The organism is Streptomyces sp. NPDC096013, from assembly GCF_044763565.1.
Taxonomy (GTDB): domain Bacteria; phylum Actinomycetota; class Actinomycetes; order Streptomycetales; family Streptomycetaceae; genus Streptomyces.
In genome coordinates this window covers 698,264-720,741 of the sequence record NZ_JBIWGK010000002.1, presented here as the reverse complement: position 1 = coordinate 720,741, position 22,478 = coordinate 698,264, and the positions used below count along the sequence as shown (strand labels likewise).

The 22,478-nt window shown below is 69.9% G+C and carries 17 protein-coding genes; 5 read left to right on the top strand and 12 right to left on the bottom strand.

Annotated elements, in window-relative coordinates; translation table 11 throughout:
• Positions 1–2: 2 nt before the first annotated feature.
• Genes tkt through pgl form a run of 5 tightly spaced genes read left to right on the top strand, consistent with a single transcriptional unit; the run spans position 3 to position 6,680 of the window.
• Positions 3–2,090, top strand: coding sequence for a transketolase (gene tkt / locus ACIRB1_RS10710; RefSeq protein WP_352184642.1), 2,088 nt, complete (start codon positions 3–5; stop codon positions 2,088–2,090).
• A gap of 34 nt (positions 2,091–2,124) precedes the next feature.
• Positions 2,125–3,243, top strand: coding sequence for a transaldolase (tal, locus tag ACIRB1_RS10705; protein WP_352184643.1), 1,119 nt, complete (start codon positions 2,125–2,127; stop codon positions 3,241–3,243).
• 4 nt (positions 3,244–3,247) lie between these two features.
• Positions 3,248–4,786 carry a glucose-6-phosphate dehydrogenase gene (gene zwf / locus ACIRB1_RS10700; protein ID WP_352184644.1) on the top strand — a complete coding sequence of 513 codons (1,539 nt, stop codon included), beginning with the start codon at positions 3,248–3,250 and terminating at the stop codon, positions 4,784–4,786.
• Entirely contained in the window at positions 4,783–5,901 is a 1,119-nt protein-coding gene (gene opcA / locus ACIRB1_RS10695; protein ID WP_403465272.1) for a glucose-6-phosphate dehydrogenase assembly protein OpcA, read from the top strand. Before zwf ends, opcA begins: the two co-directional genes overlap by 4 nt.
• The gene (gene pgl, locus ACIRB1_RS10690) at positions 5,898–6,680 is read left to right on the top strand and encodes a 6-phosphogluconolactonase (protein ID WP_403465271.1); all 783 of its coding nucleotides are present in this window, start codon (positions 5,898–5,900) and stop codon (positions 6,678–6,680) included. The genes opcA and pgl overlap by 4 nt, the downstream gene beginning before the upstream one ends.
• Before the next feature lie 66 nt (positions 6,681–6,746).
• Here pgl and pgi read toward each other — a convergent pair whose 3' ends face one another.
• From pgi to uvrC, 12 genes are all read right to left on the bottom strand, one after another.
• On the bottom strand, positions 6,747–8,399 hold the full coding sequence (gene pgi / locus ACIRB1_RS10685) for a glucose-6-phosphate isomerase (protein ID WP_403465270.1): 1,653 nt from the start codon (positions 8,397–8,399) through the stop codon (positions 6,747–6,749).
• Between the two features lie 54 nt (positions 8,400–8,453).
• A complete protein-coding gene (locus tag ACIRB1_RS10680) occupies positions 8,454–9,677 on the bottom strand; it encodes an MFS transporter (protein ID WP_403465269.1) in 1,224 nt (407 codons plus the stop codon).
• 207 nt (positions 9,678–9,884) lie between these two features.
• Positions 9,885–10,220, bottom strand: a complete 336-nt coding sequence (locus ACIRB1_RS10675) for an RNA polymerase-binding protein RbpA (protein WP_003957010.1) — start codon at positions 10,218–10,220, stop codon at positions 9,885–9,887.
• 206 nt (positions 10,221–10,426) lie between these two features.
• Positions 10,427–10,660, bottom strand: a complete 234-nt coding sequence (secG, locus tag ACIRB1_RS10670) for a preprotein translocase subunit SecG (RefSeq protein ID WP_078532404.1) — start codon at positions 10,658–10,660, stop codon at positions 10,427–10,429.
• 109 nt (positions 10,661–10,769) lie between these two features.
• Entirely contained in the window at positions 10,770–11,546 is a 777-nt protein-coding gene (gene tpiA / locus ACIRB1_RS10665) for a triose-phosphate isomerase (RefSeq protein ID WP_352183849.1), read from the bottom strand.
• Positions 11,547–11,551: 5 nt separating this feature from the next.
• Positions 11,552–12,763, bottom strand: a complete 1,212-nt coding sequence (locus tag ACIRB1_RS10660; RefSeq protein WP_403465268.1) for a phosphoglycerate kinase — start codon at positions 12,761–12,763, stop codon at positions 11,552–11,554.
• 127 nt (positions 12,764–12,890) lie between these two features.
• The gene (gene gap, locus ACIRB1_RS10655) at positions 12,891–13,901 is read right to left on the bottom strand and encodes a type I glyceraldehyde-3-phosphate dehydrogenase (RefSeq protein ID WP_352183847.1); all 1,011 of its coding nucleotides are present in this window, start codon (positions 13,899–13,901) and stop codon (positions 12,891–12,893) included.
• 189 nt (positions 13,902–14,090) lie between these two features.
• Positions 14,091–17,048, bottom strand: coding sequence for a M14 family zinc carboxypeptidase (locus ACIRB1_RS10650; RefSeq protein ID WP_403465267.1), 2,958 nt, complete (start codon positions 17,046–17,048; stop codon positions 14,091–14,093).
• A 288-nt stretch (positions 17,049–17,336) separates the two neighbouring features.
• A complete protein-coding gene (gene whiA / locus ACIRB1_RS10645) occupies positions 17,337–18,326 on the bottom strand; it encodes a DNA-binding protein WhiA (protein WP_329555556.1) in 990 nt (329 codons plus the stop codon).
• Positions 18,317–19,384, bottom strand: a complete 1,068-nt coding sequence (gene yvcK / locus ACIRB1_RS10640) for a uridine diphosphate-N-acetylglucosamine-binding protein YvcK (protein WP_352183845.1) — start codon at positions 19,382–19,384, stop codon at positions 18,317–18,319. The genes whiA and yvcK overlap by 10 nt, the downstream gene beginning before the upstream one ends.
• Positions 19,381–20,385 (bottom strand): RNase adapter RapZ, encoded by a 1,005-nt coding sequence (gene rapZ / locus ACIRB1_RS10635; RefSeq protein WP_352183844.1) that lies wholly within the window; start codon positions 20,383–20,385, stop codon positions 19,381–19,383. The genes yvcK and rapZ overlap by 4 nt, the downstream gene beginning before the upstream one ends.
• Positions 20,382–22,433 (bottom strand): excinuclease ABC subunit UvrC, encoded by a 2,052-nt coding sequence (gene uvrC, locus ACIRB1_RS10630; RefSeq protein ID WP_403465266.1) that lies wholly within the window; start codon positions 22,431–22,433, stop codon positions 20,382–20,384. Before uvrC ends, rapZ begins: the two co-directional genes overlap by 4 nt.
• Between the last annotated feature and the right edge of the window lie 45 nt (positions 22,434–22,478).

The window sequence follows — 22,478 nt, the reverse complement described above, 5'->3', positions numbered from 1 at the left end:
GGGTGAGCACCAAGCCGACCACAACAGACCTCGAGTGGACCGAGTTGGACCAGCGGGCGGTGGACACCGCCCGCGTCCTGGCCGCCGATGCCGTACAGAAGGTCGGTAACGGCCATCCCGGTACGGCCATGAGCCTCGCGCCCGCCGCGTACACCCTCTTCCAGAAGGTGATGCGGCATGACCCGGCCGACCCCGACTGGGTGGGCCGCGACCGGTTCGTGCTGTCCGCCGGCCACTCGTCCCTGACCCTCTACACGCAGCTCTACCTGGCCGGGTTCGGCCTGGAGCTGGCCGACCTCGAAGCGTTCCGCACCTGGGGCTCGAAGACCCCGGGGCACCCCGAGTACGGCCACACCACCGGCGTGGAGACGACGACCGGCCCGCTGGGCCAGGGTGTCGCCAACGCGGTGGGCATGGCGATGGCCGCCCGCTACGAGCGCGGTCTGTTCGACCCGGACGCCCCGCAGGGCGAGTCGCCCTTCGACCACTTCATCTTCGCGATCGCCGGTGACGGCTGCCTCCAGGAGGGCATCTCCGCGGAGGCCTCCTCCATGGCGGGCCACCAGGAGCTCGGCAACCTCATCCTCCTGTGGGACGACAACCACATCTCCATCGAGGGCGACACGGAGACCGCGGTCTCCGAGGACACCGTCAAGCGCTACGAGGCCTACGGCTGGCACGTCCAGCGCGTCGCCCCGAAGCCGGACGGCGACCTCGACCCGCACGCCATCTACAACGCCATCGAGGCCGCGAAGAAGGTGACGAACAAGCCGTCGTTCATCGCGATGCGCTCGATCATCGCCTGGCCCGCGCCGAACGCGCAGAACACCGAGGCCGCGCACGGCTCGGCGCTCGGCGCCGACGAGGTCGCCGCCACCAAGCGCGTCCTCGGCTTCGACCCGGAGAAGTCCTTCGACGTCTCGGACGACGTCCTCAAGCACACCCGCCAGGCGCTGGAGCGGGGCCGCGAGGCGAAGGCCGCGTGGGACCCGTCGTACCAGGAATGGCGCGCCAACAACCCGGAGCGCGCGGCCGAGTACGACCGCATCCGCGCGGGCGAGCTGCCGGCCGGCTGGGAAGAGCAGCTCCCGGCCTTCGAGACGGGCAAGTCCGTCGCCACCCGTGCCGCGTCCGGCAAGGTGCTCCAGGCGCTCGGCGCGGTCATCCCGGAGCTGTGGGGCGGCTCGGCCGACCTCGCGGGCTCGAACAACACGACCATCGACAAGACGTCGTCGTTCCTCCCGGCGGACAACCCGCTGCCGGAGGCGAACCCGTACGGCCGCACGATCCACTTCGGCATCCGCGAGCACTCCATGGGCGCGGAGCTGAACGGCATCACGCTGCACGGCAACACGCGCGTCTACGGCGGCACGTTCCTCGTCTTCTCCGACTACATGCGCAACGCCGTACGCCTGTCGGCGCTGATGCACCTGCCGGTGACGTACGTGTGGACGCACGACTCCATCGGCCTCGGCGAGGACGGCCCCACCCACCAGCCGGTCGAGCACCTCGCCTCGCTGCGCGCTATCCCAGGCCTGAACATCGTGCGCCCCGCCGACGCCAACGAGACGGCCATCGCCTGGCGCGAGGTCCTGCGCCGCTACACGAAGGTGTACGGCGAGGGTCACCCGCACGGTTTCGCCCTGACCCGTCAGGGCGTGCCGACGTACGACGCCAACGAGGACACCGCCAAGGGCGGTTACGTGCTCTTCGAGGCGTCCACCGGAACCCCGGAGGTCATCCTCATCGGCACCGGTTCCGAGGTGCACCTGGCCGTCGAGGCGCGGGAGCAGCTGGAGGCCGAGGGTGTGCCGACGCGGGTCGTGTCCATGCCGTGCGTGGAGTGGTTCGACGCGCAGGACAAGGAGTACCGGGACAGCGTGCTGCCGCCGTCGGTCAGGGCGCGGGTCGCGGTCGAGGCCGGTATCGGTCTGACCTGGTACCGCTTCGTCGGGGACGCCGGTCGCATCGTTTCCCTTGAGCACTTCGGGGCTTCCGCCGACGGCAAGGTGCTCTTCCAGGAGTTCGGCTTCACTGCCGAGAATGTGGCCGCCAAGGCCAGGGAATCCATCGCCGCCGCCCAGAGCTGACGCTGACATACGACACGTAGGAGATGCATTTTCCATGACAGACGCACTCAAGCGCCTCTCTGAAGAAGGCGTCGCGATCTGGCTGGACGACCTGTCGCGCAAGCGGATCACGTCCGGCAACCTCGCCGAACTGATCGACCAGCAGCACGTCGTGGGCGTCACCACCAACCCGTCGATCTTCCAGAAGGCCATCTCGGAGGGCGACGGTTACGACCAGCAGCTCGCCGACCTCGCGGCCCGCAAGGTCACCGTCGAGGAAGCCATCCGCATGATCACGACGGCGGACGTCCGCGACGCCGCCGACATCCTGCGGCCGGTCTTCGACGCGACCGGCGGCCAGGACGGCCGGGTCTCCATCGAGGTCGACCCGCGCCTCGCCCACAACACGGCGGCGACCATCGCCGAGGCCAAGCAGCTGGCGTGGCTGGTGGACCGGCCCAACACGCTCATCAAGATCCCGGCGACCAGGGCGGGGCTCCCGGCGATCGCCGAGACCATCGGCCTGGGCATCAGCGTCAACGTCACGCTGATCTTCTCGCTGGAGCGCTACCGCGAGGTCATGGACGCGTTCATCACCGGCCTGGAGAAGGCCAAGGAGCGCGGCCTGGACCTCTCGAAGATCCACTCCGTGGCGTCCTTCTTCGTGTCCCGCGTGGACACCGAGATCGACAAGCGGCTCGACGCGCTGGGCACCGACGAGGCCAAGGCCGCCCGCGGCAAGGCCGGTCTCGCCAACGCGCGGCTCGCCTACGAGGCGTACGAGGAGGTCTTCTCCTCGGACCGCTGGGCCGCCCTCGACAAGGCCCAGGCCAACAAGCAGCGTCCGCTGTGGGCCTCGACCGGCGTCAAGGACAAGGCGTACAAGGACACCCTGTACGTGGACGAGCTGGTGGCGCCGAACACGGTGAACACCATGCCGGAGGCCACTCTCGAGGCCGTCGAGGACCACGGGCAGATCACCGGCGACACCATCACCGGCACGTACGAGCAGTCCCGCGCCGAGCTGGCCGCCCTGGAGGCGCTGGGCATCTCCTACGACGAGGTGGTGCAGCTGCTGGAGGACGAGGGCGTCGACAAGTTCGAGGCGTCCTGGACCGACCTGCTCAAGTCGACCGAGGCGGAGCTCCAGCGCCTCGCCCCTTCGGAGGGCTGAGACCTTGGCTCCTCATTCCGGTTCCGGGGCGAATCCGCTTCGTGACCCCGCCGACCGACGGCTCCCGCGTATCGCGGGGCCGTCGGGCCTGGTCATCTTCGGCGTCACAGGCGATTTGTCACGCAAAAAGCTGATGCCCGCCGTGTACGACCTCGCCAACCGGGGTCTGCTGCCGCCGGGCTTCTCGCTCGTCGGCTTCGCCCGGCGCGAGTGGGCCAACGAGGACTTCGCGCAGGAGGTCCACGACGCGGTCAAGGAGCACTCGCGTACGCCGTTCCGTGAGGAGGTCTGGCAGCAGCTCGTCCAGGGGATGCGCTTCGTCCAGGGCACCTTCGACGACGACGACGCGTTCGAGCGGCTCCGCGACACGATCGACGAGCTGGACAAGGCCCAGGGCACGGGCGGCAACTTCGCCTTCTACCTGTCGGTGCCGCCGCGTTCCTTCCCGGTCGTCATCCAGCAGCTGAAGAAGCACGGTCTTGCCGACCAGGAGGGCGGTTCCTGGCGGCGCGCGGTCATCGAGAAGCCCTTCGGCCACGACCTCAAGTCGGCCGAGGACCTCAACAAGGTCGTGCACGAGGTGTTCGCCGCGGACCAGGTGTTCCGCATCGACCACTACCTCGGCAAGGAGACCGTCCAGAACATCCTGGCGCTCCGCTTCGCCAACACGATGTTCGAGCCGATCTGGAACCGGTCCTTCGTGGACCACGTGCAGATCACCATGGCCGAGGACATCGGCATCGGCGGCCGGGCCGGCTACTACGACGGCATCGGCGCCGCCCGTGACGTCATCCAGAACCACCTGCTCCAGCTGATGGCGCTGACCGCGATGGAGGAGCCCTCCTCCTTCTCCGCCGACGCGCTGGCCGCCGAGAAGGAGAAGGTGCTCGGCGCGGTACGGCTGCCGAAGGACCTGGGGAAGAACACGGTCCGCGGGCAGTACGCCGAGGGCTGGCAGGGCGGCGAGAAGGCCGTCGGCTACCTCCAGGAAGACGGCATCGACCCCAAGTCGAAGACCGACACGTACGCCGCGATCAAGGTCGAGGTCGACAACCGCCGCTGGGCGGGCGTCCCCTTCTACCTGCGCACCGGCAAGCGCCTCGGCCGCCGCGTCACGGAGATCGCGGTGGTCTTCCAGCGCGCCCCGCACTCCCCCTTCGACCAGACGGCGACGGAGGAGCTGGGCCAGAACGCGATCGTCTTCCGCGTCCAGCCCGACGAGGGCGTCACGGTCCGCTTCGGCTCCAAGGTGCCCGGCACCTCGATGGAGATCCGGGACGTCTCCATGGACTTCGCCTACGGCGAGTCGTTCACGGAGTCGAGCCCGGAGGCGTACGAGCGGCTCATCCTCGACGTCCTTCTCGGCGACTCGAACCTCTTCCCGCGCACGGAGGAGGTCGAGCTGTCCTGGAAGATCCTCGACCCGATCGAGCAGTACTGGGACAAGCACGGCAAGCCCGCGCAGTACCAGTCCGGGACGTGGGGTCCGGTGGAGGCCGACGAAATGCTCGCACGAGAGGGACGGAGCTGGCGCCGGCCATGAAGATAGACCTCACCGACACCACTGCCAGCAAGATCAACAAGGCGCTCGTCAAGGGGCGCCGCGCCATCGGTACCCCCGCCGTCGGCATGGTGCTCACCCTCGTCGTCGTCACGGACGAGGAGAACGCCTACGACGCGCTGAAGGCCGCCAACGACGCGGCGCACGAGCACCCCTCGCGCACGCTCGTGGTCATCAAGCGCGTCTCGCGCTCGTCCCGCAACCGCACCCAGTCCCGCCTCGACGCCGAGGTACGGGTGGGCGCGGACGCGGGCAGCGGCGAGACGGTCGTCCTGCGGCTCTACGGCGAGGTCTCCGACCACGCCCAGTCCGTGGTGCTGCCGCTGCTGCTGCCGGACGCGCCGGTGGTGGTCTGGTGGTCGGTGGATGCGCCCCGCGACCCGGCGAACGACCCGCTGGGCGCCCTGAGCCAGCGCCGGGTCACCGACAGCTACGCGGCGGAGAAGCCCGTCGACGAGCTGCGGTCCCGTGCCGAGAGCTACGAGCCGGGCGACACCGACCTGGCCTGGGCCCGGATCACCCCGTGGCGTTCGATGCTGGCCGCCGCGCTCGACCAGGTCTCCTCGGAGATCGTCTCCGCCGAGGTGGCGGGCGAGGAGTCCAACCCGAGCGTCGAACTGCTCGCGATGTGGCTCGCCGACCGCCTCCACGTGCACGTCCGGCGGGCGGTCTCCGCGGGTCCCGGTCTGACCCAGGTGCGCCTGGAGACGACCGGCGGCCCGATCACCCTGCACCGGTCCGACGGGGCGATGGCCACCCTGGCGCTGCCCGGCCAGCCGGACCGCGCGGTGGCGCTCAAGCGCCGGGAGACGTCCGAACTCCTCGCGGAGGAGCTGCGCAGGCTCGACCCGGACGACACCTACGCGTCCGCGCTGCGGTTCGGCGTGGACCGGCTGGGCGGTATCCAGTCGGCGGCGGAACGGGCGGAGGCGGCGGCTCAGCCGACGCCCGCGCTCCCGGTGCGCGCGGTCTCGGATACGGCGCCCGCGTCGGCTCCGGCGTCCTCGGGTACGGCTTCGGCTTCGTCGGAGCAGGGCGACGCCGACCGGCCCACCCCCGCGAAGATGCCCCCGGTGAAGAAGGCTGATCCGCAGTGAGTACTCCCCAGCTCGTCGTCCACCGCGACAAGGAACTGATGGCCCAGGCCGCCGCGGCCCGGCTGATCACAAAGATCGTGGACGCGCAGGCCTCGCGCGGCTACGCCTCGATCGTGCTCACCGGCGGTCGCAACGGCAACGGTCTGCTGGCAGCCCTGGCGGGCCAGCCCGCCCGGGACGCCGTCGACTGGGGCCGCCTCGACCTGTGGTGGGGCGACGAGCGGTTCCTGCCCGAGGGCGACCCCGAGCGCAATGTCACCCAGGCCCGTGAGGCACTGCTCGACTCGGTGCCGCTGGACCCGAAGCGCGTGCACGCCATGCCCGCGTCGGACGGTCCCTACGGCAACGACGTGGAAGCCGCCGCGGCCGGCTACGCCGAGGAACTCGCCCGGTCCGCCGGTCCCGAGAACCATGGCGCCGTACCGACCTTCGACGTCCTCATGCTGGGCGTCGGACCGGACACCCATGTGGCGTCGCTCTTCCCGGAGCTGCCCGCCGTACGGGAGACCGAGCGCACGGTCGTCGGTGTGCACGGCGCGCCCAAGCCGCCGCCGACCCGGGTCACGCTGACCCTGCCGGCGATCCGGTCGGCCCGCGAGGTGTGGTTGCTCGCGGCCGGCGAGGACAAGGCCGAGGCCGCGGCGATCGCCCTGTCGGGCGCGGGTGAGATCCAGGCACCGGCCGCCGGTGCCCAGGGCCGCTCCCGCACCCTGTGGCTGCTGGACGCGGCGGCGGCCTCCCAGCTGCCCCGCGCGCTGTATCCGCCGGCTTCCGCCTGACACCGGCGCTGCCCGCACCCCGCCGAAGAGCCCGTACGACCTCGGTCGTACGGGCTCTTCGCTGTCTCAACGCCCGCGCAGCTCGCGGTACTCGGCGACCAGGGCGGTGGTGGAGGGGTCGAGGCCGGGTACGTCGGCGCCTTCGGTGAGGGCGGGTTCGACGCGTTTGGCGAGGACCTTGCCGAGTTCGACGCCCCACTGGTCGAAGGAGTCGATGTTCCAGACCGCGCCCTGGACGAACACCTTGTGCTCGTACAGGGCGATCAGCTGCCCCAGTACGGACGGGGTCAGCTCGCGGGCCAGGATCGTCGTCGTGGGGTGGTTGCCCCGGAACGTCTTGTGCGGCACCAGTTCCTCGGGCACGCCCTCCGCGCGGACCTCGTCCGGTGTCTTGCCGAACGCCAGCGCCTGGGTCTGGGCGAAGAAGTTGGCCATCAGCAGGTCGTGCTGCGCCTTGAGAGCCTCGCTCAGCTCACCGACCGGACTGGCGAAGCCGATGAAGTCCGCCGGGATCAGCTTGGTGCCCTGGTGGATGAGCTGGTAGTAGGCGTGCTGGCCGTTGGTGCCCGGGGTGCCCCACACCACCGGGCCGGTCTGCCACTCCACCGGATTGCCGTCCCGGTCCACGGACTTGCCGTTGGACTCCATGTCCAGCTGCTGCAAGTAGGCGGTGAACTTGGAGAGATAGTGGCTGTAGGGCAGCACCGCGTGCGACTGGGCGTCGTGGAAGTTGCCGTACCAGACACCCAACAGGCCCAGCAGCAACGGTGCGTTGGACTCCGGGGGCGCGGTGCGGAAGTGCTCGTCGACGAGGTGGAAGCCATCCAGCATCTCCCGGAAGCGGTCCGGCCCCACAGCGATCATCAGCGACAGGCCGATCGCCGAGTCGAAGGAGTAGCGTCCCCCGACCCAGTCCCAGAACTCGAACATGTTGTCCGTGTCGATACCGAACTCCGACACCTTCCCGGCGTTCGTCGACAGCGCCACGAAGTGCCGGGCGACGGCGTCCTGGCCGGCCTTCAGCTCGGTCAGGAGCCAGTCCCGGGCGGAGGTCGCGTTGGTGATCGTCTCGATCGTGGTGAACGTCTTCGAGGCGATGATGAACAGCGTCTCGGCCGGGTCGAGGTCACGGGTGGCCTCGTGCAGGTCGGCGCCGTCCACGTTCGACACGAACCGGACCGTCAGATCCCGGTCCGTGAACGCGCGCAGCGCCTCATAGGCCATCGCCGGGCCGAGGTCGGAGCCGCCGATGCCGATATTGACGACGTTCTTGATGCGCCTGCCGGTGTGCCCGGTCCACTCGCCCGAGCGGACCCGGTCCGCGAAAGCGGCCATCTTGTCGAGGACGGCGTGGACCTGGGGCACCACGTTCTCGCCGTCGACCTCGACCACCGCGTCCCGCGGGGCACGCAGGGCGGTGTGCAGGACCGCGCGGTCCTCCGTGACGTTGATCTTCTCACCACGGAACATGGCATCCCGGAGACCGAACACATCCGTCGCGGCGGCCAGTTCCTGGAGCAGGGCGAGGGTCTCGTCGGTGACTAGGTGCTTCGAGTAGTCGAGGTGCAGGTCACCGACCTTGAGCGTGTACCCGGTGCCGCGCCCGGGATCGGCGGCGAACAGCTCCCGCAACCGCACCTCGCCGAGCTCCTCACGGTGCTGGGCCAAGGCGGTCCACTCGGGCGTCTGGTTGAGCCTGGTACGGCCGTCTGCGTTCATTGCGACTTCAGCCTTCTTTCCTACCGACCTGCGGGCCTGTTCCAACCTAATTGATCAGCCCGTGACGCGAGCTGTCGTCGCGTCGTCCTCCAGGGCAACAACAGGTACGTCCGGCTTGACCGCCGGTATCAGTGCCAGGACCGACAGAACGAAGAAAGCCGCGGTGAGCAGCGCGGGCGTGTTCGTTCCCCAGGCGGTGGCGACGGCCCCGCCGAGAAGCGCGCCCAGTGGGGCCCCGGCCGCGGCCAGGGTCCGGAAGGCCGAGCTGACCCGGCCCAGCAGATCGGTGGGCGTGCGCTGCTGCATCAGCGTGGTCGTGTTGACGTTCCACACCATGCTCATGACGCCGAAGGCCGCCATGGCCACGACGACGGCGGTCAGGCTGCGCGCGGTGCCGATGACGACGAGCGCTCCGGTCTGCACGAGACCCGCGAGCAGCACGGCCCGCAGGGGACCGAGCCGGTCGGTGATCCGCCGGTGCAGCGCTCCCCCGGCCAGGCCGCCGACCGTGAACGCGGTGGTCACCGCGGCGTATCCGGCGGTGCCGCCGTGCAGCCGGCCGGTCACCAGGACGACCAGGGTGGCGATCAGGGCGCCCATGCCGATGTTGCACAGGGCGGTCGCGGCGCACAGGCCGCGCAGGGGCCGGTCGTGCCACAGGGTGCGCAGCCCGTCGGCGATCTCCCCGCGCAGGGTGCTGCCCGCCGGTCTCGGGCCGCGCGGCGCACCGTCCTCGGGTCCCGCTCCCCCGGCGGGCGCGGGAGTCCGCAGCGAGGCGACCAGTGCGGCGGCCACCAGGAAGGTCAGGGCGTCGGCCGCGAAGGGGACGGCGGCCCCGGCGACGATCAGCACCGGCACCACGGGCGCCCCCAGCAGACCGCCCGCGATCTTCTGCCCGGTCATCAGCCGGGCGTTGGCGGCACCGAGCGCGGAGCGGTCCACCAGGGCCGGCAGCAGCGCCGTGGCGGCGTTGTCGAAGAGGGTCTGGAGCGTGGTCAGGGCGAAGGCGAGCGCGATGAGCAGCGGGATCGAGGCCCGGCCGAGCGCGACGGCCACGGCGAAGGCGGCGACGAGCAGCCCGCGGGCCGCGTCCACCCGCCACATCGCGCGCCGCTGGTCCACCCGGTCCGCGACCGCGCCGCCGAGCAGGCCGAAGATGATCCAGGGCAGATAGCCGCAGGCGGTGACGGACGCGATGAGCAGGGGCCGGCGCGTCAGCGACACGGCGAGCAGCGGCAGCGCCGAACCGCGCAGGGCGTCCCCGAAGCGCGACACCACGGCCGCGCTCTACAGCCGCCCGAATCCCCCTTGCCACGCGGGCACATGACTGCCCGTCACCTCGACCGTCGTCACCGTTCCCCCTCACGGTTCGTCACTTCACAAACCGTAGAGGGCAGCACTGACAATCGGTCCGGAGGCCGTCGGCCGCCGGGGGGCGAAACAGCTCCGTCCAGACACCTCGTGGGCGTCCGGCCGGTTCAACTCCTAGATTTCTCCCCGCAGTTTGGCGAGCGCCTCGGCGAGGATCGCCTCGCCGTCCGCGTCGCTGCGCCGCTCCCGTACATACGCGAGGTGCGTCTTGTAGGGCTCGGTGCGCGGCGGGTCCGGCGGGTTGTCCCGGTCCTGTCCGGCCGGGAAGCCGCAGCGCGGGCAGTCCCAGGTGTCGGGAACCTGCGCGTCGCTGGCGAAGCTGGGCTGCGTCTCGTGCCCGTTCGAGCACCAGAAGGAGATGCGCAGCCGGGGCGCGGACTCGCCACGCTCGGCCTCGCCCATCGGCCCCGCCCCGACCCGGCTTCCACGGATCGCGTTGCCACTTGCCACGGTCGTAACTCCCTGCGTGATGGTGCCGCGAAGCGAGTCGGCGTTTCGCTCCGTTGCGAGCGCCTCAGTCTACGTAAGGCCCAACGCGCGTCCAGTGGTTGGAGTTACAGCCCCCACACCTAGACGCAAGCCCCATGATAGGCCGCGCTCAGCTGCGCGTACCGAACATGGGGCCTTACGTACGGAATGTGCGACGGAACGTGCGGTCAGTTCGTCTTCATCAGCAGACCGAGCACGACGATGCAGGCGAACCAGAGCAGACCGAGCACCACGGTGATGCGGTCCAGGTTGCGCTCGGCGACCGAAGAGCCGCCGACGGACGACGCCATTCCGCCACCGAACATGTCGGAGAGACCGCCACCCTTCCCCTTGTGCATCAGCACCAGCAGCATCAGCAGCAGGCTGAAGACGATCAGGGCGATCGAGAACCCCAAAACCACGGCTGGACCAACTTCCTCGGATTCGGATGGACGACAGGGGCACAGCGGCTGGCGCTATGCCCCCGCAAGGGTACGACGGATCGCGGCTACCGCCTACACACGGTCAAGCTCACTGATCGCGGAAGCGCACGATCTTGACGAACTCGTCGGCGTCCAGCGAGGCACCGCCGACCAGGGCGCCGTCGACGTCGGGCTGGGCCATGATCTCGGCGACGTTGCCGGACTTGACCGAGCCGCCGTACTGGATGCGGACCTGGTCGGCCAGCTCCTGGGTGTACAGCTCGGCGAGCTTGCCGCGGATGGCCTGGCAGACCTCCTGGGCGTCGCCGGAGCCGCAGACCTTGCCGGTGCCGATGGCCCAGACGGGCTCGTAGGCGATGACGATCGTCTCGGCCTGCTCGGCCGGGACGTCCTTGAGGCCGCCCTCGACCTGGCTGAGCGTGTGCGCGACGTGGTTGCCCGCCTCGCGGACGTCCAGCTCCTCGCCGACGCAGAGGATCGGGGTCAGGCCGTGCTTGTACGCGGCCTTCACCTTGGCGTTGACGACCTCGTCGGTCTCGGCGTGGTACTGGCGGCGCTCGGAGTGGCCGATGGCCACGTACGTGCACTTGAGCTTGGCCAGCATCGCACCGGAGATCTCGCCGGTGTAGGCGCCGGAGTCGTGTGCCGAGACGTCCTGGGCGCCGTACTTGATCCTGAGCTTGTCGCCGTCGACCAGGGTCTGCACGGAGCGCAGGTCGGTGAAGGGCGGCAGGACGGCGACCTCGACGGCCTCGTAGTCCTTGTCCGCGAGGGCGAAGGCGAGCTTCTGGACGTGGGCGATGGCCTCGAGGTGGTTGAGGTTCATCTTCCAGTTGCCCGCCATGATCGGCGTGCGCGTGCTCATTGAGGTCAGTCCTCCAGTGCGGCGAGGCCGGGGAGCGTCTTGCCCTCGAGGTATTCGAGGGATGCGCCGCCGCCGGTCGAGATGTGGCCGAATGCGGTCTCGTCGAAGCCCAGGATGCGGACGGCCGCGGCGGAGTCGCCACCGCCGACGACCGTGAACGCCGAGGAGTCGAGAAGTGCCTGGGCGACCGCCTTGGTGCCCGCGGCGTAGTCGGGGTGCTCGAAGACGCCCATCGGGCCGTTCCAGAAGATGGTGGCCGCGTCGGCGAGCTTCGAGGCGTACAGGGCACCGGTCTCGGGACCGATGTCGAGGCCCATCTGGTCGGCGGGGATGGCGTCCGCGGCGACGGTGGTGGGGTTGGACGGGGCCTTCGTCTTCAGGTCGGGGAACGCGGACGCGGTCACGACGTCGACCGGGACGACCAGCTCGACGCCGTTCTTCTCGGCGCGCTCGACGTACTCGGTGACGGCGGGAATCTGGTCGTCCTGGACCAGGGAGGCGCCGATCTCGTAGCCCTTGGCCTTGAGGAAGGTGAAGGCCATGCCGCCGCCGATGAGGATGCGGTCGGCCTTGCCGAGCAGCTGGTCGATGACGGCGAGCTTGTCGGAGACCTTGGAGCCGCCGAGCGCGACCACGTAGGGCCGCTTGACGTCCTCGGTGAGCTTCTTCAGGACGCCGACCTCGGTGGCGATGAGGTAGCCGGCGTAGTGCGGCAGCCGGGCCGGGAGGTCGTACACGGAGGCGTGCTTGCGGTGCACGGCACCGAAGCCGTCGCCTACGTAGATGTCCGCCAGGGCGGCGAGCTGGTCGGCGAACTCGCCGCGCTCGGTGTCGTCCTTGGAGGTCTCGCCCGCGTTGAAGCGCAGGTTCTCGATGACCGCGACCTGGCCGGGCTCCAGGCCGCGGACCGCGTCGTGGGCGGCGGGGCCGACGGTGTCCTGGGCGAACGCGACCGGCGCGCCCAGGAGTTCGGCGAGGCGCTCGGCCGGCTGGAGGAGGGAGAACGCCGGGTCCGGGGCGCCCTTGGGGCGGCCCAGGTGCGAGGCCACGATCACCTTGGCGCCCGCCTCGGCGAGGGCCTTGACGGTGGGCAGCACGGCGCGGATACGGCCGTCGTCGGTGATGAGGCCGTCGGCCAGCGGGACGTTGAGGTCGGCGCGGACGAAGACCCGCTTGCCGTCCACGCCTTCGGCGAGAAGTTCGTCGATCGTCTTCATAAAGGGACTCCTAGGGAGGGCTCTTCAGATCCGAGAGGGCTGATCGATCACTACGTAGTACAGGGCCCGGGCAGCGCGGCGTGCGCTGCCCGAGCCCTGACTCACATCGAGTTGCCTGCTCCGGGAGTTAGAGCTGGCCGCCGACGAAGACCGTGAGGTCGACGAGGCGGTTGGAGTAGCCCCACTCGTTGTCGTACCAGCCGAGGATCTTCACCGTGTTGCCCTCCTGGACCATGGTCAGGGAGGCGTCGAAGGTGCAGGACGCCGGGTCGCTGACGATGTCCGAGGAGACGATCTCGTCCTCGGTGTACACCAGGTAGCCCTTGAGGTCGCCGTCCTCGGAGGCCTTCTTGAACGCGGCGTTGACCTCGTCCTTGGTGGTCTCGCGGGCCAGCGTCACGACCAGGTCGGTGGCCGAGCCGGTCGGGACCGGGACGCGCATCGCGATGCCGTCGAGCTTGCCCTTGAGCTGCGGGAGCACGAGGGCGGTCGCCTTGGCGGCACCGGTCGTCGTCGGGATGATGTTCTCGGCGGCGGCGCGGGCGCGGCGCAGGTCCTTGTGCGGGAAGTCCAGGATGCGCTGGTCGTTCGTGTACGCGTGGACCGTCGTCATCAGGCCCTTGACGATGCCGAAGTTCTCGTCGAGCACCTTGGCCATCGGCGCCACACAGTTGGTGGTGCAGGAGGCGTTCGAGATGACGTGGTGGTTCGCCGGCTCGTACTTGTCCTGGTTGACGCCCATCACGATGGTGATGTCCTCGTCCTTGGCCGGAGCCGAGATGAGGACCTTCTTGGCGCCACCGGCGATGTGCTTCTCGGCGTCGGCCTTCTTCGTGAAGATGCCGGTCGACTCGATGACGATGTCGACCCCGAGGTCGCCCCACGGGATGTCGGCGGGGTTGCGCTCGGACAGCACCTTGATGGTGTGGCCGTCGACGGTGATGGTGTCCTCGGTGTGCGACACCTCGGCCTTGAGTCGGCCCAGGATGGTGTCGTACTTGAGCAGGTGAGCGGTGGTCGCGGTGTCACCCAGGTCGTTGACAGCCACGATCTCGATGTCAGCACCCTGCTCCAGCAGCGCGCGGAAGTAGTTACGACCGATGCGGCCAAAGCCGTTGATGCCTACGCGGATCGTCACGAACCGATCTCCTCGTTGGTACGCCGGCTCAGTGCCGGCGAGTTGTATGGGATGTCCCCGACCGCCTACGACCCTACCTCCCTGAGGCCTCCGTGGTGACATCGAGATGCCCCATACACGGCAGGGCGGTCCGTACCCGCCAGTAGGGGTACGGACCGCCCTGGATGTTCATGACATCGTCGTACCGAGTCAGCTCCGAAGAGCCGCCAGAGCCTTCTTGAGCAGGGCCGCCCGGTCGGCGGCCGAGGTGACCTGTTCCAGGCCGAAGCCGAGCAGCACGGTGCGGTCGGTGGTGACCGCGCCGTACGTCTGGAACAGGGCTCCCGTGCGCGTCCAGTCCTTCAGGACGGCCGGGCTGCCCGGAGGCGGGCCTGTGACGCTCCAGGCGCCGAGGGAGGTCTCGAAGCCCTCGGTCTGGGTCGCCGTGCCGCCCAGGACGAGCGAGGTGTCGTCGGCGAGGACGCCGTGACCGCCGGAGCCCGGGTCGGTGATGTAACTCAGCGAGACCTCGACCGACTTGCCGGCGTAGGCGCTCAGGTCGAAGCCGACCTGCTGCCAGCCGTCGGAGGCGCCGGTGAAGCTGTTCCACTTACCGGTGGTGCCGGTCGCGGTGCAGCCCGCGGTGGAGAAGGTCAGGTAGTGCTTGAGCCAGGGGTGCTCGGCGACCAGGAAGCCGGCCTCGCACTCGGACGGCAGGGCGGTGCTGGTGGCGCCGCCGACCTCCGGGAGCGTGGTCCAGTCGTCGGCCCCGGTGGTGTGGATCTCGACCACGGCGTGGTCGTAGCCGGGCTCGGTGTCCCACAGCAGTTCGCTGCGCAGCGTGGGCTTGTCGGCCGCGCTGACACCGGTGAGGTCGATGGTGCGGGTGAGGCGCTTGTAGGCGTCGTCGGTGTGGACGGCGGCGGCCATGTAGGAGCCCGCGTAGGGCCCGTACGGGTTGACGGTCCCGGCGAACTGGCCCGCCCCCGCGCTCGCGAACTGCGGATACGTGGCGGGCGCCAGCGAGTCGGAGGTGACGCTGTACGTACCGGCCCGGTCCAGCGGGTTGCCGGGCGCGCCGCTCAGCGGTCCGGTGAAGCCGGCGAGCTTGCCGGAGCCGTTGAAACCGGTGGCCCCGGGGGTGGACGTACGTGAATAGGCGCCCAGGTAGTACTGGCTGAAGTCGTTCGAGGGGGTGCCGTCGCCGAGGTCGACGAAGCCGCCGGCCTGTTCGCCGGCCTCGATCAGCTTGCCGCCCTCGTTGAGGAAGGCGCGCAGCTGGAGCTGGGTGTCGTTGCCCGGTCCCGCCGTGCCCGAGTAGTGGACGACGGTCTTGAAGTGGTCGAGCACGCCGAGCGCGTCGGGCGCGCCCTGGGTGGCGACGTCCCAGACGACCGCCTTGCGGCCGGCGGCCTTCAGCGCGTCGACGTAGGTCTGCGCCTGGGTCGCGGCGGCGCCTTCCTCGGCGACCACGAGGGTGTCGGCCGCGGGCCGCTTGGCCACCGTGTACGTGAAGTGGGTGCTGGAGGTGGGCTTCCCGGCTTTCGTCTCACCGGTGAACCACACCTCGACCTTGTCGCCCGGGTCGCCGTCCCTGACCGTGGCGCGGTACTCGTCGAAGTACAGGTTGTCGTGCCCGCCGTAGGTCTGGCCGCCCTTCCAGGGCTTGAGCGCCATGTGCTCCGTACGGCCGCCGTTGACGCGGTACTTGAGTTCCTTGTCGCGCACGGACTTCCGTACGACGACGGAGACCTTCTGGTCGGCGCCGCGGGAGTACGACGTGGTGAAGGCGGCCGGGGTGAAGTCGGCGGCGCTGAGGCCGACCGCCGAGGTGGGCCGGTCGGGGTGGACGGCGGTCTCGGCGACGGAGAGCGCGAAGGGGATGTTCTTCTTGAACTCGTCCTGGATCAGCTTCTCGTCGTCGGGGAAGTTGAAGACGGACTGGCAGTCGGCCGCGTTCCAGGCGTCGTTCGGGTCGATGTTCGACGCGGTCTGACAGGTCGACATCTCGGGGGTGAACATCGACATCCTGTTGACGTTCGACGCGTGGCCGTCCGCCTCGCCATTGGTCGTGTACAGCTCCGAGGAGACCTGCGAGTGGTAGCCGGGGATCGCCGGGTTGTCCGGGGTACCGGCGAGCGCCTTGTAGAGGACGTCGTCCGGGGTGGGGGTCGCGACCTGCCAGCCGACCCCGTAGAGGAGGAGTTCGGCGGCGGAGTGGTAGTTGATGCCGTAGGTGAAGCCGATCCGCTTCTCGAAGGCGTCGAGCGCCGCGGTCTCCGGCTCGGAGTTCGGGCTCGCGCCCCGGTAGGTCTCACTGGTGGGGTTGGGGGACGAACCCTCGTCGTCGTAGCCCCACTTGTAGGCGAAGTTGCGGTTGAGGTCGACGCCGTCGCCGGTGGAGATGGTGCCGTCGCCGTTGACGTCCCGCAGGTTCTTGCGCCACAGGCGCGTGTCGCTGTTCTGGAACGTGTAGTCGTAGCCGTCCGGGTTGGCCGACAGCACGAACCACAGCTCGGTGGAGTCGACGATCTTCTTGATGCGCTTGTCGGTCTTGTAGTTGTCCAGGTAGTAGTGCATCAGCCGGCGGGTCATCTCCGGCGTGATCCACTCGCGCGCGTGCTGGTTGGACACGTACAGCACGGAGGGCTTGGAGCCGTCCTTGGTCTTCTTCGCGCCCTTGGTCAGTTTGAGCGCGAGGATGTCCTGGCCGTCGACCGTCTTGCCGATGGACTCGACCTTGGTGAGACCGGGGTTGGCCTGCCCGGTCCTGACGATCTCCTCCTTGAGCCCGCCGCTTCCGCTGTACGGGCGGAAGACGCCCTGTGCCGCGTTCTCGACGCGTGTCTCGGCCTTGGCCGTCAGCGTGTGCTCGGTGAGGGCGACGCCCTGCTTCTCCAGCTTCTGGGCCTGCCGGTCGGTGAGATAGACCTCCACGGCGGTCTTGCCGGAGGCCGAGAACTGGTTGTCGCCGAGTTCGTGGGCGTCCTGTCCGGCCTTCAGGAGCAGGGGTATCTGCTGCTGGGTGACGTCGGCGTGGAAGACCTTGACCTCGTCGGGGTCGGACTTCGTGGAACTCCCGCCCTGTGCCTGGGCGATGGGTGCGATGCTCGCGCCTGCGATCAGGAGCGCGCCGACAGCGAGGATCGATCTCGCTCTGTGTCTCATGAAACCCCCTGGCAACTGTTCGCCACAGTGGCGAACAGTTGCCAGGCTCATGACACTTCATGATCGAGTCAAGGGTGCCTCAAGGGGAGATAAATGGGGCTCTTCGGTGTACGGGCCGTTGGCCGCCCCCGACCTGACCGGCCGTCAGAGCCGAACGGGCGCCGGCGTCGGCATGGTGACGGCCCGTCCGTCGTCGCCCACTGTGCCACGGACGACGACACGCCGGTGGCGGCGCCCCGAATCGGGCATCCGCACCGGCGTGTTGAGGGTCCGTCAGCACCCTGCGGGTCAGCCGACCAAGTTGTCGGCCATCTCCTCGGTGATGCTCGACTCCGTGCCCGGGATGCCGAGGTCCTGGGCGCGCTTGTCGGCCATCGCCAGCAGTCGGCGGATACGGCCGGCCACCGCGTCCTTGGTGAGCGGCGGGTCGGCGAGGGCGCCCAGCTCCTCCAGGGAGGCCTGCTTGTGGTCCATGCGGAGCCGTCCGGCCGCCGCGAGGTGCTCGGGGACCTCGTCGGCGAGGATCTCCAGCGCGCGCTGGACACGGGCGCCCGCGGCGACGGCCGCGCGGGCCGAGCGGCGGAGGTTGGCGTCGTCGAAGTTGGCGAGGCGGTTCGCCGTGGCGCGCACCTCGCGGCGCATCCGGCGCTCCTCCCAGGCCAGCACCGACTCGTGCGCGCCGAGCCGGGTGAGCAGGGCGCCGATCGCGTCACCGTCGCGGACGACCACGCGGTCCACGCCGCGCACCTCGCGGGCCTTCGCCGCGATCGACAGCCTGCGGGCGGCACCGACCAGCGCGAGCGCCGCCTCGGGGCCCGGGCAGGTCACCTCCAGGGAGGAGGACCGGCCGGGCTCGGTCAGCGAGCCGTGCGCGAGGAACGCGCCTCTCCAGGCCGCCTCGGCGTCACAGGTGGCCCCGGAGACGACCTGCGGGGGCAGGCCCCGGATGGGGCGTCCGCGGCCGTCCACGAGGCCCGTCTGCCGGGCCAGCTGATCGCCGCCCGCGACCACCCGGACGACGTAACGCGAGCCGCGGCGCAGTCCGCCGGGCGCCATCACGATCAGCTCGGAACTGTGGCCGAAGATCTCCAGGATGTCCCGCTTCAGCCGGCGCGCCGCCATCGCGGTGTCCAGCTCCGCCTCGATCACGATGCGCCCGCTCACCAGGTGGAGGCCGCCGGCGAACCGCAAGATGGCGGAGACCTCCGCCTTCCTGCAACAGGTCCGGGTGACGGGGAGCCGGGAGATCTCATCCTTCACCGCTGCCGTCATCGCCATGGGCCGATCCTTCCATGCATCCGAAAAATACGGTCGTACGCGGCGGCCAACAGCTCCGGGTCGTGCCTTGGAGTTCCGTCGGTCCGGGCCACCGGCGCCAGCTCGACCGCGGCGTCCAGCCGCTTGGCGGCTTCGGTGAGCGACGCTCGGTCGGGCACGGCTGCCTCGTCGGCCAGCACCACGTCCAGGGCGAGTTTAGGGGCGTGTCGTCCCAAAACCTCCAAATGACGCTGCGGGGAGAAGCCATCGGTTTCTCCGGGCTGCGGCACGAGGTTCAGGGAGAGTACCCGGCGCGCCTTCGTCTCGGTGAGCGCGTCGAGCAGTTCCGGCACCAGCAGGTGCGGGATGACGGACGAGAACCAGGAGCCCGGGCCGAGCACCACCCAGTCCGCGTCGAGCACCGCGGCGACGGCCTCCGGCACGGCTGGCGGGTCGTGCGGCACGAGGTGCACGGACTGCACCTCGCCGGGCGTGAGCGCCACGGTCGCCTGCCCCCGGACGGTGTCCACGTCGTCGGGCCGCGCCGGATCGTGCCCCTTGACGAGGGCCTGCAACTCCAGCGGTACGGCGGACATGGGCAGCACGCGCCCATGCGCGCCGAGCAGCTTGCCGACCAGGTCGAGGGCCTGCACATGGTCGCCGAGCTGCTCCCACAGGGCGACGATCAGCAGATTGCCGACCGCGTGTTCGTGCAGGTCGCCCTTGGACTGGAAACGGTGCTGGATGACGCGGGCCCAGGTCTGGCCCCAGTCGTCGTCGCCGCAGAGCGCGGCCAGCGCCTTGCGGAGGTCGCCGGGGGGCAGTACGCCCAGTTCGTCGCGCAGGCGGCCGCTGGAGCCGCCGTCGTCGGCCACGGTGACGACGGCGGTGAGGTCGCCGGTGATCCGGCGCAGCGCGGTGAGCGAGGCGGACAGGCCCATGCCGCCGCCGAGGGCGACCACTTTGGGCTGGGTGCCGCGCCGGCGCGGCTTGCCGCCGCGGGCCTCCACGGGCCGGGTCGTCCGTCCTTCGGGCACCACGCGGCGCAGCCTGCCCAGCCGTGGGCTACGTCCTGTCATTCCCGTCCCATGTCCCGGTGTACGACCACCGTCTCCACGCCCTCTGCCGCGAGCCGCGCGGCGAGCTTCTCCGCCGTGGCGACCGAACGGTGCTTGCCGCCGGTGCAGCCGATCGCGATGGTCACGTACCGCTTGCCCTCGCGCCGGTAGCCGGCCGCGATGAGGCGGAGCAGCTCGGCGTAGCGGTCGAGGAACTCCTTGGCGCCGGGCTGGTTGAAGACGTACGCGGAGACCTCTTCGTTGAGGCCGTTGAAGGGGCGCAGCTCCGGGATCCAGTGCGGGTTGGGCAGGAAGCGCATGTCGGCGACGAGGTCGGCGTCGACCGGGAGGCCGTACTTGAAGCCGAAGGACATGACGGTGGCCCGCAGTTCGGGCTCCTCCTCGCCGGCGAACTGGGCGTCCATCTTGGCGCGCAGTTCATGGACGTTGAGGCTGGAGGTGTCGATGACGAGGTCGGCGTCGCCGCGCAGCTCGCGCAGCAGCTCGCGCTCGGCGTCGATGCCGTCGACGATGCGGCCGTCGCCCTGGAGGGGGTGGGGGCGGCGCACCGACTCGAAGCGGCGCACCAGGGCCTCGTCCGAGGACTCCAGGAAGACGATCCGCCGGGTGACGTGCTTGGACTCCAGGTCGGCGAGGGACTCGCGGAGGTTGTCGAAGAAGCGCCGGCCCCGGACGTCGACCACGACCGCGATGCGTGCCACGTTGCCCTGGGAGCGGGCGCCGAGCTCGACCATGGTGGGGATCAGGGCGGGCGGGAGGTTGTCGACGACGAACCAGCCGAGGTCCTCCAGGCACTTGGCGGCGGTGGACCGCCCCGCCCCGGACATGCCGGAGATGATCACCAGCTCGGGGATGGCCGTCTCGGGCACCCCGGCTGCCGTGCTGTCCGTACTCACCTGTGCTCCGTCGTCCTGGACCGTCTCCTGGGAGGACTGATCCTCGCCCGGTTCCTTGTGCGTCCGATCTCGGTCCGCTGTGGGCTGCTTCTCTTGTTCGGTCATGTCTCCTGCCCCCGTCGCTCGTCCGGGGCTCCCGCGGTCACGGGCTCCCCTGGGGCACCCGCCGTCGTCTCGGGTGTCCCGTCTTCCATGTCGTCCATGATCTCTCCGGTCGCCGTGTTCACGGCGGGTGCGGCCGGGGCCGCCTGGGCGAGGGCCGCGGCGATGGTCTCCGCGGTCTTGCGGCCTATGCCCGGAACCTCGCAGATCTGGTCGATTGTCGCGGATCGCAGCTTCTTCACGGAACCGAAGTGTTTGATCAGCGCCTGTTTGCGGGTCTCGCCGAGGCCGGGCACGTCGTCCAGGGGGCTCGCCCGGAACCGCTTGGCCCGCTTGGCGCGCTGGTAGGTGATCGCGAAGCGGTGGGCCTCGTCGCGGACGCGCTGGAGGAGGTAGAGGCCCTCGCTGGTGCGGGGCAGCACCACGGGGTCGTCCTCGTCGGGCAGCCAGACCTCCTCCAGGCGCTTGGCGAGGCCGCACACGGCGATGTCGTCGATGCCCAGCTCGTCCAGGGCCCGCTTGGCCGCGGCGACCTGCGGCTGTCCGCCGTCGACCACGACGAGCTGCGGCGGGTAGGCGAACCGCTTGGGGCGGCCCTCGTCGTCCTTCAGGTCCGTCAGCTCGTCGCCGTCGGCCCACTCCCCCGTCTTCTCCTTCTCGGCGAGATAGCGCCGGAAGCGGCGGGTGATGACCTCGTGCATGGAGCGGACGTCGTCCTGGCCCTCGAAGCCCTTGATCTGGAAGCGGCGGTACTCGCTCTTGCGGGACAGCCCGTCCTCGAAGACGACCATCGACGCCACGACGTCGTCGCCCTGGAGGTGCGAGATGTCGTAGCACTCGATCCGCAGGGGGGCGCTGTCCAGGCCGAGGGCCTCGGAGATCTCCTCCAGGGCGCGCGAGCGGGTGGTGAGGTCGGAGGCGCGCTTGGTCTTGTGGAGGATCAGCGACTGCTGGGCGTTGCGCGCGACGGTCTCCATGAGGGACTTCTTGTCGCCGCGCTGCGGGATGCGCAGCGACACGTTCGCCCCGCGCCGGTCCGTCAGCCACTGCTGGACCGGCTCCACCGGGTCGGGCAGGGCCGGGACGAGGACCTCCTTGGGGACGGAGTCCCCGGTCTCCTCGCCGTAGAGCTGCTGGAGGGCGTGTTCCACGAGGGCCGGGGTGGTGACGTCCTCGACCTTGTCGGTGACCCAGCCGCGCTGGCCGCGCACTCGTCCGCCGCGCACGTGGAAGATCTGGACGGCGGCCTCCAGCTCGTCCTCGGCGACCGCGATCAGGTCGGCGTCGGTCGCGTCGGCGAGGACGACCGCGCTCTTCTCCATGGCCTTCTTCAGGGCCTCGATGTCGTCACGGAGGCGGGCGGCCCGCTCGTACTCCATGTCCTCGGCCGCGTCCGTCATCTGCTTCTCCAGACGGCGGATGTACGTGCCGGTACGGCCGGCCATGAAGTCGCTGAACTCCTCGGCCAGTTCGCGGTGCTCCTCCTCGGAGACGCGGCCGACGCAGGGGGCGGAGCACTTGCCGATGTAGCCGAGCAGACAGGGGCGGCCGGTGCGCGCCGCGTTCTTGAAGACGCCGGCCGAGCAGGTGCGGACGGGGAACACGCGCAGCAGGAGGTCCACGGTGTCGCGGATCGCCCAGGCGTGTCCGTACGGCCCGAAGTAGCGGACGCCCTTCTTCTTGTGACCGCGCATCACCTGCACGCGCGGGTACTCCTCGTTCATCGTCACCGCGAGGTACGGGTAGCTCTTGTCGTCGCGGTACTTGACGTTGAACCGGGGGTCGTACTCCTTGATCCAGGTGTACTCCAGCTGGAGTGCCTCGACCTCGGTGGACACCACCGTCCACTCCACCGACGCGGCCGTGGTGACCATCGTGCGCGTGCGCGGGTGGAGTCCGGCCAGGTCCTGGAAGTAGTTCGCCAGGCGCTGGCGCAGGCTCTTCGCCTTTCCGACGTAGATCACCCGGCGGTGCTCGTCGCGGAATCTGTAGACCCCGGGCGAGTCCGGGATCTCTCCCGGCCTGGGGCGGTAGCTGGAGGGGTCGGCCATGTTTCACACCCTACTGGCGCGGGGTGACAGCGCGGCGGGGCTGTG

Coding starts and splice junctions, on each gene's coding strand:
- tal (WP_352184643.1), top strand. CDS start 2,125: ATGACAGACGCACTCAAGCGCCTCTCTGAAGAAGGCGTCGCGATCTGG.
- opcA (WP_403465272.1), top strand. CDS start 4,783: ATGAAGATAGACCTCACCGACACCACTGCCAGCAAGATCAACAAGGCG.
- pgi (WP_403465270.1), bottom strand. CDS start 8,399: ATGAACGCAGACGGCCGTACCAGGCTCAACCAGACGCCCGAGTGGACC.
- tpiA (WP_352183849.1), bottom strand. CDS start 11,546: ATGAGCACGCGCACGCCGATCATGGCGGGCAACTGGAAGATGAACCTC.
- ACIRB1_RS10660 (WP_403465268.1), bottom strand. CDS start 12,763: ATGAAGACGATCGACGAACTTCTCGCCGAAGGCGTGGACGGCAAGCGG.
- ACIRB1_RS10650 (WP_403465267.1), bottom strand. CDS start 17,048: ATGAGACACAGAGCGAGATCGATCCTCGCTGTCGGCGCGCTCCTGATC.
- whiA (WP_329555556.1), bottom strand. CDS start 18,326: ATGGCGATGACGGCAGCGGTGAAGGATGAGATCTCCCGGCTCCCCGTC.
- yvcK (WP_352183845.1), bottom strand. CDS start 19,384: ATGACAGGACGTAGCCCACGGCTGGGCAGGCTGCGCCGCGTGGTGCCC.
- rapZ (WP_352183844.1), bottom strand. CDS start 20,385: ATGACCGAACAAGAGAAGCAGCCCACAGCGGACCGAGATCGGACGCAC.
- uvrC (WP_403465266.1), bottom strand. CDS start 22,433: ATGGCCGACCCCTCCAGCTACCGCCCCAGGCCGGGAGAGATCCCGGAC.